The sequence below is a fragment of the Cupriavidus sp. 2SB genome, assembly GCF_005503625.1.
Taxonomy (GTDB): domain Bacteria; phylum Pseudomonadota; class Gammaproteobacteria; order Burkholderiales; family Burkholderiaceae; genus Cupriavidus.
The window spans coordinates 1-11,149 of record NZ_SCMX01000129.1 but is presented as its reverse complement, the minus strand read 5'-3'; the positions used below and the strand labels follow the sequence as shown (position 1 = coordinate 11,149).

9 protein-coding genes are annotated in these 11,149 nt (G+C 65.4%); 5 read left to right on the top strand and 4 right to left on the bottom strand.

Annotated features, from left to right (window positions below):
* Both FFS21_RS30900 and FFS21_RS30895 read left to right on the top strand, forming a co-directional pair.
* A partial coding sequence (locus FFS21_RS30900) for an RHS repeat domain-containing protein (RefSeq protein ID WP_212745282.1) occupies positions 1–909 on the top strand: 909 nt, incomplete at its 5' end.
* 25 nt (positions 910–934) lie between these two features.
* Entirely contained in the window at positions 935–1,288 is a 354-nt protein-coding gene (locus FFS21_RS30895; protein WP_137928482.1) for a hypothetical protein, read from the top strand.
* Between the two features lie 341 nt (positions 1,289–1,629).
* Here FFS21_RS30895 and FFS21_RS30890 read toward each other — a convergent pair whose 3' ends face one another.
* Positions 1,630–1,953: a helix-turn-helix domain-containing protein gene (locus FFS21_RS30890; RefSeq protein WP_137928481.1), complete on the bottom strand. Its 324-nt coding sequence runs from the start codon at positions 1,951–1,953 to the stop codon at positions 1,630–1,632.
* Positions 1,954–2,146: 193 nt separating this feature from the next.
* Here FFS21_RS30890 and imuA point away from each other — a divergent pair, with 193 nt between their 5' ends.
* The 3 genes from imuA to FFS21_RS30875 are packed head-to-tail and all read left to right on the top strand — an operon-like array spanning position 2,147 to position 8,003.
* Positions 2,147–3,028 (top strand): translesion DNA synthesis-associated protein ImuA, encoded by an 882-nt coding sequence (imuA, locus tag FFS21_RS30885; protein WP_137928480.1) that lies wholly within the window; start codon positions 2,147–2,149, stop codon positions 3,026–3,028.
* Complete coding sequence (locus FFS21_RS30880; RefSeq protein WP_137928479.1) at positions 2,961–4,556, top strand: Y-family DNA polymerase; 1,596 nt, start codon at positions 2,961–2,963, stop codon at positions 4,554–4,556. Before imuA ends, FFS21_RS30880 begins: the two co-directional genes overlap by 68 nt.
* An 18-nt stretch (positions 4,557–4,574) precedes the next feature.
* Positions 4,575–8,003, top strand: coding sequence for an error-prone DNA polymerase (locus FFS21_RS30875; protein WP_137928478.1), 3,429 nt, complete (start codon positions 4,575–4,577; stop codon positions 8,001–8,003).
* Here FFS21_RS30875 and FFS21_RS30870 read toward each other — a convergent pair.
* The 3 genes from FFS21_RS30870 to FFS21_RS30860 are packed head-to-tail and all read right to left on the bottom strand — an operon-like array spanning position 8,000 to position 11,072.
* Positions 8,000–8,866, bottom strand: a complete 867-nt coding sequence (locus FFS21_RS30870) for a citryl-CoA lyase (protein ID WP_137928477.1) — start codon at positions 8,864–8,866, stop codon at positions 8,000–8,002. The two genes, FFS21_RS30875 and FFS21_RS30870, sit on opposite strands and share 4 nt — an antisense overlap.
* A complete protein-coding gene (locus FFS21_RS30865) occupies positions 8,863–10,062 on the bottom strand; it encodes a CaiB/BaiF CoA transferase family protein (RefSeq protein ID WP_137928476.1) in 1,200 nt (399 codons plus the stop codon). Before FFS21_RS30865 ends, FFS21_RS30870 begins: the two co-directional genes overlap by 4 nt.
* A gap of 20 nt (positions 10,063–10,082) precedes the next feature.
* The gene (locus tag FFS21_RS30860; protein ID WP_137928475.1) at positions 10,083–11,072 is read right to left on the bottom strand and encodes a tripartite tricarboxylate transporter substrate binding protein; all 990 of its coding nucleotides are present in this window, start codon (positions 11,070–11,072) and stop codon (positions 10,083–10,085) included.
* Between the last annotated feature and the right edge of the window lie 77 nt (positions 11,073–11,149).

The window sequence follows — 11,149 nt, the reverse complement described above, 5'->3', positions numbered from 1 at the left end:
GCCTGGGAATGCCGCCAGGAACCCGAATCGGGGGCCGACACGCACTTCCGCCCCATCTCCGGCGCGGCCCGCACCACCCACTACCTCTACGAACCGGGCAGCTTCGTGCCGCTCGCGCAAGCGGTGCGCCACAGCCCGATGCGGCTGCACTTGCAGCCAGTGTACGAAGGCGACTACGACATCGACGAAGACCCGCTGTGGACGTACACCATCCCGCCGCAGCCGTTCGACGCCATGGCCTGGTATCAGTGCGACCACCTCGGCACCCCGCAGGAGTTGACTGACGAAACTGGCGAGATCGCGTGGAGTGTGCAGTACAAGGCGTGGGGGGCGGCGCAGGGGGTGATATCGGACGCTGCACGCAAGGCTGGCATCCAGAACCCGCTGCGGTTCCAGGGGCAGTACCTCGATCACGAAACGGGGCTGCATTACAACCGGTATCGGTATTACGATCCGGTGAGTGGGCGCTTCATCTCGAAGGATCCTATCGGCTTCGCTGGCGGATTAAATGTCTTCCTGTATGGGCCGAATCCGGTGGGTTGGGTGGATCCACTCGGGTTGGCGCGCTGCCCTTGCGACCCGTGCTCTGCATATGAGGTTGGTCCATTCAATCGACTCAAGCGACGGTCTGCTTCCGGCGATGATCTCGATATTCATCACGCGATGCAAAAACAACCAGCAGCCCAAGTTGTTGTTGGCTATGATCAACAGACGGCTCCGTCGATTGCTGTTCCCGCCGATGAACATGCTCAAATCCCAACGCTCAAAGGCTCCTATGCAGGTACGGCGAGAAATTTGTTAGCTAAGGATATAACGGATCTGAGGCGGAACACTAACGCCTCCAACGAATGTCTGCAGAAACTTATCGTTCTTAATAAGACGACATATCCGAATGCGTTTAAAAAATGAATTCCCGATGCGAGGAGCTTAACAAGTGAACACCGAGAAATTTGTAGAAGCAGTCAGATCACACGTGCAAGAGCAGGCAGAGAATACAGTCGTAAAAACCATAACCTCGCCCCCGGGAAAGAGACCCCGTGAGTTATTAGTTAAGGCGGCGGAATGGCGGTCTCGTATGACGAATGATGAAAAAATTCTGCTCGACGGAATAATTTATGAGTCTGTTCGTGTAGCTATTTTTGGGTTATTTTCCGTAGTGGATGGAGTGAGAGTCGTTGACGAAAGTATTGATCGATTCATAATTACTGCCGTGCAGCACGACGGCGTGAGGGTCGAAATCAATGCTGATCCGTCGGTCGAACTTCATAGCGAATTTTCGCCAAATTAACTGAGGCAATGCTTTTGTACTGGGAATGAGATTTCAAGAAGATGCGTTCAATCGCTCTTGCGTGGCATCCCGGTTAAGTGCAGTTCGTTGTGCCGTGTCGTAGTGGGCTACGCCGAACTGGCCTGAGGCGCCCAGTGCAAAGCTTAGGGTGGGGTGCAGGAAGTTATCTAGACCGCCGCACGAAAAGGCGGGGCTCCAGAATCCACTGCGGTTCCAGGGGCAGTACTTCGATCGCGAAACGGGACTGCACTACAACCGGCCAGTTGCCATTTCCAGAGCGTTTGGAGCCAATTTCGAAGACTGACGACGGATAGCTCCTTCAATCGTCCCTTGGCAATTCCTCAGGCCCGGTCCAGTTCGCCGCTGTTCCACCACGCTTCCAGCAGCGGCTGGAAGCGGTCATCGGGGGCGGGCGGGACGCGCGTGCTCTTGCGGGCGGCCGGCAACTGGCGGCCGGTCAGCTGGTAGAAGACGGCGGCCGGCGGGGTGCCGGGGCCGTAGGGTACGTGGTCGATCACGCTCATCTGCCGTGCGGCTTTCAGGGCGCGCGTGGTTTCCTCGGCGCTCAAGCCGCAGGCGTCAGCCAGCGCATCGCGGCGCAATGGCCCCTGGCGCTGCATTCCTTCGATCAGCAGATGCACGCATTCGCGCGTATTCCGTTTCATAGCAACGCATTGTTCCGTACTGCCTGACACTTCACAATGACACTTCACAGTTGTTTGCATTCGCCGGGGCCGGACTGTGGCAGACGCGCAAACATCGTTTTGAAAATGCCATTTGCAGCACATCGGGAGCCTGCCTCTTGCATCGGTGACGATACTGTATAAACATACAGTATTCGACAAAATCCTATGCATCATGGCTGCGCCCCTGCAGGAGCAGCCGTCGCTTCTGGCGGCGGACCCTGTGCCCCCATCTTCTTCCGTGCATCGCCAGTCGGTGCGCGAACTCGAACATCGCTATCCCGGCCTGTGGCGCGCGGGCCAGCTGGGCCATGCCGGCCGCTTGCCGGTCTGCCCGACCGGCTATGACGCGCTGACCGCCGAGTTGCCGGGCGGCGGGTGGCCGGCGGGCGCCGTGACCGAGTTGCTGCTGGCGCAGGAGGGCGCGGGCGAGCTGCGGCTGCTGATGCCGGCGCTGCGCACGCTGGCCGAAAGCGGGCGGCGCATCGGCTTCGTCAATCCGCCTTACCTGCCGAATGCCGCGGGTCTGGCATCGGGGCTGGCCGAGGGCCTGCCGGCACGTCATCTCTACTGGGTGCGCCCTACCACGGGCGCGACGATGGCTGCGCAGCGCACGGACATGCTCTGGGCCGCCGAGCAGATGCTGCGCAGCCAGGCGTTCGGTGCGCTGCTGGTCTGGCTGGCCGGTGCGCGGCCCGAGGCGCTGCGGCGCCTGCAGGTGCTGGCGCAGGCTGGCGATACCGTGGTGTGGGTGCTGCGCCCGATGCGCGTGCTGCACGAATCGTCGCCAGCGGTGCTGCGGTTGGCGCTGTCGCCGCAGCCGGGCAACCTGATGTCGATCGTGTTCCACAAGCGGCGCGGTCCGGTTCGCGATACGCCGCTGCTGCTGCCGCTGGAAGGCATGGCGCATGTGCCGCAGCGCACGGGCCTGCCGGCGGTGGTTCCTGCTCCTGCTGTTTCTTCTGTCGTTCCTTCTCATGTTGTTGCCGATGACGTTCTGGATCGCGGTGCATCTGCCGCGCCTGCCGCTGGACGCGCTGCAGCCGAACTGGCCTGAGCCAGCCGGCGCGGTCTCCCAGCCGCCGAGTCCTTCCAGCCCCGTCACCGGCACGCTGCATCAGCTTCCGGTGGCGGTGCTGGAGCGCGAGCGCGTGGTGCTGGCCAACGGCCCGGCCGTGGCGCTGGGCGTGGGCTATGGCATGCGGCGCGGCGGCGTGCAGGCGTTGTCTGCGGATGTGGTGCAGCTCGAACGCGATCTCGTGGCCGAGGCAGCGCTGATGACCTCGGTGGCGCTGACGCTGCTCCATTTCACGCCGGGCGTGACGATCGATCCCGAACCGGAGTCGGCCACGGTGATGCTCGACGTCACGGCCAGCCTGCGCCTGTTCGGCGGCCATCGTGCGCTGTGCCGCGCGGTGCGCGCCCGCGTGCGCCAGCTCGGCACGTTTGCGCAGGTTGGCAGCGGCACCACGGCGCAGGGGGCGGCGTGGCTCGCGCGTCAGCCGGTGCGCAAGACCGCGCGCGGCATCGTGCGGCCGGCGCGGCGTGCGGTGCAGCCTGCGCGCATGCTGCGGCTGCTCGATCGCCTGCCCGTGGATTGCCTGCATGCACTGGCCGATCCCGAGTGGCTCGAAGGTATCGGCTGCCGCACGCTGGGGCAGGTGCGGGCACTGCCGCGTGCGGGCCTGTCGCGCCGACTCGGCACGGGGCTGCTGGCGCGGCTCGATGAAGCGTATGACCAGACGCCCACCGGCTTCGTCTGGTTCGAGGCGCCGCCCACGTTCGCGCAACGGATGGACCTGCCGGGGCGCATCGAGTCCGTCGATGGCGTGCTGGCCGGTGCGCAGCGGCTGCTGCTGGCGCTGTCCGGCTGGCTGGCCGCGCAGCAGTCCGGCGTCACGCGCTGCGTGCTGGTGCTCGAACACGAACGCTACCGGCTGGGCGAGGAGATGGACACCACGCCGGTGCCGCTCGCCCTGGCGCAGCCGAGCCGTGACGCCGCGCATCTCTCCAAGCTGTTCCGCGAGAAGCTCGACAAGGTGCATTTCCATGCGCCGGTAGGTGGTCTGGGGCTGCGCGTGGAGACGATGGAAACCTGCGTGCCGCAGAGCGATGCGCTGTTTCCCGATCCGGGCGCGGAGCCGGCCGAACTGGGCCGCCTGATCGATACGCTCGTGGCGCGGCTCGGGCGCGACAACGTGCTGCAGCCGCATCCGCTGGCCGACCATCGCCCTGAAAGCGCCAACCGCTGGTGTCCCGTGGACGAGCCGCCGGCCCGGACTTCCGCGCGCGCTGTCGGTCCGCTGCCGCCCGAGCGTCCGCTGTGGCTGCTGGAGTCGCCCCGTGCGTTGCGCGTGGAGAAACATCGTCCCGTGTATCAGGGACCGCTGGTGATGCTGACGCGTCCCGAACGCATTGAAGCCGGATGGTGGGACGGCGGCCTGGCCACACGAGACTACTTCATTGCCGAGCGTGAGGATGGGCTACGCTGCTGGGTCTATCGGGAACGGCCGGGTCGCCCCACGCGCGACGGGCAGGAAGACGGCGGCGAATACCGCTGGTTCCTGCATGGCCTGTTCGCCTGAACGCCGGGAAGGATCGCCATGCTGCCCGGATTGTCTTCGCTGCTGCCGTCGCTGCCCGACTACGTGGAGCTGCACTGCATTTCCAACTTCACGTTTCTCGATGGTGCCTCGCATCCGCAGGAACTGATCGAGCGCGCGTTCCAGCTTGGCTACAGCGGGCTGGCGCTGACCGACGAGTGTTCCGTGGCGGGCACGGCGCGCGCACATCACGCCATCAAGACGTTGCGCGAGGAAATGTGGGAAGCCGTCGCACGCAGCGCGCGGCGTCTGGCGGCGGGGCAGACGGCCGGGGAGAGCGATGACGTGGATGAACTCGCTGCCTTCCTCGCCAATGAGGAAGATGAAGACGATGCAGAGGACGAGGATGGCAATCCGGCCGGCTTCGGCCACGATACCGATGCCGCCGCGCGCCGCCATGCCATGCTGGAGACGCTGGCCGCCGCCGCCGATGACTTCAACTTGATTATCGGCAGCCGCTTCACGCTGACGGCGGCGCCCGGCGATACCGTGCCGCCGCCGCGCCTCGTGCTGCTGGCCTGCAACCGCGAAGGCTTCGGCAATCTCTGCGAGTTCATCACGCTGGGCCGCACGCGCGCGGAGAAGGGCAGCTATCTGCTGCATCCGTCCGATCTGGCCGATCCGCAACCCGACCAATCGCATCTGCGCGGCATGCCCGATTGCCTGGCGATCCTGTTGCCCGACTACTGCGCCGATGCCGACGTGCTGCGCGCGCAGGCGCACTGGTGCCGCGAGGTGTTCGGCGAGCGGGTCTGGATGGGCCTGGAGTTGCTGCAAGGCCATGCCGAAGCGCTCCATCGCACGCGCCTGCAGGAGATCTCGCAGGAAACCGGCGTGCCGCTCGTGGCGGCCGGCGCCGTGAACATGCATGTGCGCTCGCGCAAGCCGCTGGCCGATGTGCTGACCGCGATCCGGATCGGCCAGCCGCTGCCTCAGTGCGGCATGGCGCTGGCGCCCAATGCCGAAGCACACCTGCGCATGCGGCAGGTGCTGTCGCGGCTCTATCCGCGCGAGGCGCTGGCGCAGACACTCCGCATCGCCGCACAGTGCCGCTTCTCGCTCGACACGCTGCGCTACGAGTATCCCGAGGAAATCGTGCCGGCCGGCTATACGCCAATCGGCTATCTGCGCGCGGAAGTCGAGAAGGGGATTCGCGAACGGTTCCCGCACGGCATGGAGCCCGAGTGGGAAACACAGATCGAAGGCGAGTTGCAGCTGATCGAGGAGAAACACTACGAGCCGTTCTTCCTGACCGTGCATGACATCGTGCGCTTTGCGCGCGACAAGGGCATCCTGTGCCAGGGGCGCGGCTCGGCCGCCAACTCGCTGGTCTGCTACTGCCTGCATATCACCGAGGTCAGTCCGGAGCAGGCCAACCTGCTGTTCGGCCGCTTTCTTTCGCGCGAGCGCGACGAGCCGCCCGATATCGACGTGGATTTCGAGCATCAGCGGCGCGAGGAAGTCATCCAGTACATCTACAGGAAGTACGGGCGCCATCGCGCTGCGCTGGCCGCGTCGCTGATCTCGTACCGCTCGCGCAGCGCGTTGCGCGACGTGGGGCGCGCGCTCGGCATCGATGCGAGCGTGGTGGAACAGGTGGTCAAGGGGCAGGCATGGTGGGATGGCGGCACGGCATTTATCGAACGGATTTCGCGCTATGGGCTCGATCCGGATTCGGTGGCGGTGCAGCAATGGGCCAGTCTGACGGAACAGTTGCGCGGCTTTCCGCGTCATCTGTCGCAGCACGTGGGTGGGTTCGTGATCGCGCAGCACAAGCTGTCGCGGCTGGTGCCCATCGAGAACGCGGCGATGAAGGATCGCAGCGTGATCCAGTGGGACAAGGACGATCTGGAATCGCTGGGCCTGCTCAAGGTGGATGTATTGGCGCTGGGCATGCTGACCGCCATCCGTCGCGCGCTGGCGATGATTCCGAACCCGGAGCCCGAGCGTGCCGGTCTGCCCACGCGCATGGAAGACCTGCCCGAGACTGACGACAAGACCTACGACATGATCTGCAAGGCAGATACCGTCGGCGTGTTCCAGATCGAATCGCGCGCGCAGCAGTCGATGCTGCCGCGTTTGCAGCCGCGCCAGTACTACGACCTCGTGGTGGAAGTGGCCATCGTGCGGCCCGGCCCGATCCAGGGCGGCATGGTGCATCCGTACCTGAAGCGGCGCGAGGATCTGCGCCGCACGGGCAAGCTGCCAACCTACTTCGACGACGTGATCCGACGCGTGCTGGGCCGCACGCTGGGCATCCCGATCTTCCAGGAACAGGTGATGCAACTGGCCATCGATGCAGCCGGTTTCACACCGGGGCAGGCCGATCAGTTGCGTCGCTCGATGGCCGCATGGCGACGCAAGGGCGGGCTGGAGAAGCATCAGGATGCATTGATGCGCGGGCTGACATCGCACGGCTATCCCGAGGCATTCGCCATCGGCATCTGCCGGCAGGTGGAGGGGTTTGGCGAATACGGTTTTCCGGAAAGCCATGCGGCCAGTTTCGCCAAGCTCGTCTATGTGAGCGCGTGGATCAAGTGCCACTACCCCGACGCGTTCCTGTGCGCGCTGCTCGACAGCCAGCCGATGGGCTTCTATTCGGCCTCGCAACTGGTGCAGGACGCGCGGCGCCATGGCGTGGTGACACAGCCCGTGGATGTGACGATCAGCAACTGGGAAAGCGCACTGGAACCGCGCCGGCCGGGGCAGCCGCACCGCGACGTGCGGCTGGGCATGAATCGCGTGAAGGGCATGCGCGAAACCGCCGCGCTGCGCATCGAGGCCGCGCGGGCCGCGCAGCCGTTCGATAGCGTGGAAGACCTCGCACGTCGCGCTGAACTTGATGCCCACGATATCGACGTGTTGGCCGCTGCCGATGCGTTGCGTGCACTGGCCGGTCATCGTCGGCAAGCCCGCTGGCAGGCGCGCGCAGCCGTGGTGCAGACCTCGCATCGCGATTTGCTCCACGAAGCGCCGCCACCCGAACGCGAACTGGAACTGGCCGCGCCAAAGATCGGCGAGGACGTGGCCGGCGATTACGCCAGTACGGGCCTCTCACTGAAATGCCATCCGCTGACACTGCTACGGCGCCGGCTGGCCGCGCTGAAGTACGTCACGGCGGAGCAGTTGACGCGCATCGGCAATGGCCGCCGCGTGCGCGCCTGCGGCATCGTCACGGTGCGGCAACGCCCCGGCACGGCCAAGGGCACCATCTTCACTTCGATCGAGGATGAAACCGGCGCGATCAACGTGATCATCTGGCCGGGACTCGTGGAAAGCCAGCGCAAGGAGGTGCTCGGCGCCACGCTGCTCGGCGTTATCGGCACCTGGCAGCGGCAGGGCGACGTGCGACACCTGGTGGCCGAGGAGCTGGTCGACATGAGTCCGCTGCTCGGCCGATTACTGGTGTCGAGCCGGGATTTTCATTAACGACCGGTTTCTCGACCCGGTACATCCCTTTGCGCCACCCCGTCGTACGTCCAGATGAACTGACGCGGAATCGGGCCCTTGTTGCGGCCGCCTTGCTGGGTCTGTTCCCATGCGTGCGACAGGATGCCCACCGAGCGCGACAGGCAGAACAGTCCGCGCGCCAGCGGGGCAGGGAAGCCCAGTTCCGCGTAGATGACTGCCGTGGCGCCATCGATGTTCATGGGGATCGGCTTCGCGCGGCCTTCGCCGAGTTTTTGTTCCACGGCACGGGCGATGGCCGCGAAACGGCCGGACACAACACCATCCTTCGCCGCCTGATCCACCAGTTCCAGCAAACGCGGTGCGCGGGGATCGATGGGGTGGAAGCGATGGCCGAAGCCCGACACGAACTTGCCGTGCAGGTCGCGATAGTCCGCCAGGCCGGCAGTCACGGCATCGGCGAGCGTCATGCCTTCGTCTTCACGGCGCGCAATGTCGTGATAGAGCGCCACGGCCTGTTCGCCCGCGCCGCCATGCACATCGCCGAGTACGTTGACGGCTGAGGCCATCGCGTTGTTGAGTCCCACGCCACAGGTGGCGGCCATGCGCGCAATGGCGATGCTGGGCGCTTGCGGGCCATGATCGACGGCCGCCATCAGCGCCGCGTCGAGCAGTTCACCTTCGCGCCGGGCGGGCAGCTCGCCCCGCAGCATCAGCCAGATCATCTGCGCGAAGGAGACGTTGCCGATCAGTTGCTCGATCGGATAGCCGCGATAGCGGATCTCGCCCGGCTTCATGTCGATGATCTGCGTGTGCCACCAGTCCTGCGATGCCTGCTGACCGGCGTCCATTGCCACAGTCGAAGAGGTTGGGGTGTCGCTCATAGCGCGCGCTCCTGTTTCAAGGTGGCAATGTCATCGGCGCCGTAGCCGAGTTCGTGGAGGATGGCTTCGGTGTGCTCGCCCAGTTGCGGCGGCGGGGTATCCACCGAGGGCGCGGTGCCGTTGACTTTGAAACCGGTGCGCACCAGCCGGATGTCGCGGCCTACGCCGGGCACATTGGCGAACGCGCCGATCATGCCGCGATCACGTACCTGCGGATGGGCCAGCACGTCGGGCACGTCGAGCACCGGGCCGGCGGGCACACCGGCATCGTTGAGCAACTGCCACCATTCCGTGGCGGATTTCTTCGCGAGTTCGGTTTCGAGTTCGGCGGTCAGCGCGGCGCGGTTGGCCAGGCGGGACTGCCGTTCCGCGAAGCGCGGATCGGTGGCGAGTTCGGGGCGGCCGATCACGCGGCACACCGCTTCGAACTGCTCCTGCTTGTTGGCGGCGATATTGAGCGGGCCCTGGCCGGTGCGGAACGTGCCCGACGGGCTCGCGGTCATGTTCTCGTTGCCCATCGGCACGGGGTTCTTGTTCGCGATCAGGTGGTTGGACACCTGCCAGCCCATCGTCGCCATGGTGGCTTCGAGCATCGATACGTCGAGGAAGTAGCCTTCGGTGCGATCCTTGTCGGCCAGCGACGCGGCGATGGCAAAGGCAGCGGTCATGCCGCCGATGGTGTCGGAGACGGGGTAGCCCACGCGCAGCGGCGCGCTCTGTGGATCGCCGGTGATGCTCATCACGCCGGACATGCCCTGGATGATCTGGTCGTACGCCGGCAGGTCGGACAGCGGCCCATCCTGTCCGAAGCCCGAGATCGCGCAATAGATCAGGCGCGGGTTGACGGTCTTCAGCGTGTCGAAGCCGAGTCCGAGGCGGGTCATCACGCCGGGACGGAAGTTCTCCACCACCACGTCGGCGCCTTCCACGAGCTTGCGAAACACTTCCTTGCCGCGCGCGTGCTTGAGGTTGATCGTGATCGATCGCTTGCCCGGGTTCTGCGCCAGGAACGATACGCCCATCAGGTTCCGGTTCAGTTCCGGATCGGCGCCGAGCTGGCGCGCGAGGTCGCCCGTGCCCGGCGTTTCCACCTTGATCACCTCGGCGCCCATGTGGGCCAGCTGGTGGCAGCAGAAGGGGCCGGCCAGCACATTGGTGAGGTCGAGCACGCGGATATTGCGAAGCGGCTTTTGCATGGTGTCTTGCCTGTCGGGGTTCAATCGACGCGGGCGCCTGATTCCTTGACGATGGCGCCCCAGTGCGCGTTCTCGCTCTTGATGAAGGCGGCCAGTTCCGCCGGCGTGCCGCCGCGCGGTTCGCTGCCTTCGTCGTGCAGCTTGGCAATGGTGGCCGGCTGCTTGAGCGCCTTGTTGATTTCCGCGTTGACGCGCGCGATGACTTCGGGCGAGGTGCCGGCCGGTGCCACCACGGCCTTCCAGTCTTCGGCCTGGAAGCCGGCGTAGCCCTGTTCGGCCACGGTGGGCACGTTCGGCAGCAGCGCCACGCGCTTGGCGGAAGTCACCGCCAGCGCGCGCAGCTTGCCCGCCTTGATCATCGGCATGGCAATGGGCGGCGTGGCGAAATAGAAATCGGTCTGGCCGCCCATGAGGTCGGTCAGTGCGGGCGAGGCGCCCTTGTACGGCACGTGCAGCGCCTTGATGCCCGCGCGGCGCTGGAACATCTCGCCGGTCAGGTGACCCACCGTGCCGGTGCCGGCCGAGGCCATCGACAACTGCTTCGCCTTGGCAGCCGCCACGAGGTCGGCCAGCGACTTGTACGGGGCGTCCTGCCGCACGATCAGCACCACGGGCTGCGCGGCCACCAGCGCCACTGGCGCGAAATCCTTGACCGCGTCGTACGGCATCTTCGGATACAGCGTCGGGTTGATCGCGAGGTTGGCGGTCTGGCCCATGCCAAGCGTGTAGCCGTCAGCCTTGGCCTTGGAAACGAGATCGAGGCCGATGTTGCCGCCTGCGCCTGCGCGGTTTTCCACCACGACCGTCCACTTGGACGAAGCGCCAACCGTGTTGAACACCACGCGCGACAGCACGTCGGTGCCGCCTGCGGGCGGGAAGGGCACCACGAGGCGGATTGGCTGGGTAGGGTAGGTGTCGGCGGCGACGGCGGCAGACGTGGCAAGGAAGGGGGCAGCGGCAACCATCGCGCAAAGCAGGGTATGGCGCAGCGGGAAAGTGAAACGGATCATGCGGTCTCCATATCTTTTGCGTTCTATACAACAGAACAATGGTCTTAAAGAAAGAACCATGGACGCAAGATTAGGAG

What these genes read in the sequence shown, in the direction of transcription:
- FFS21_RS30890 (WP_137928481.1), bottom strand. Translation starts at nt 1,953, where the DNA reads ATGAAACGGAATACGCGCGAATGCGTGCATCTGCTGATCGAAGGAATG.
- imuA (WP_137928480.1), top strand. Translation starts at nt 2,147, where the DNA reads ATGGCTGCGCCCCTGCAGGAGCAGCCGTCGCTTCTGGCGGCGGACCCT.
- FFS21_RS30880 (WP_137928479.1), top strand. Translation starts at nt 2,961, where the DNA reads ATGACGTTCTGGATCGCGGTGCATCTGCCGCGCCTGCCGCTGGACGCG.
- FFS21_RS30875 (WP_137928478.1), top strand. Translation starts at nt 4,575, where the DNA reads ATGCTGCCCGGATTGTCTTCGCTGCTGCCGTCGCTGCCCGACTACGTG.
- FFS21_RS30870 (WP_137928477.1), bottom strand. Translation starts at nt 8,866, where the DNA reads ATGAGCGACACCCCAACCTCTTCGACTGTGGCAATGGACGCCGGTCAG.
- FFS21_RS30865 (WP_137928476.1), bottom strand. Translation starts at nt 10,062, where the DNA reads ATGCAAAAGCCGCTTCGCAATATCCGCGTGCTCGACCTCACCAATGTG.
- FFS21_RS30860 (WP_137928475.1), bottom strand. Translation starts at nt 11,072, where the DNA reads ATGATCCGTTTCACTTTCCCGCTGCGCCATACCCTGCTTTGCGCGATG.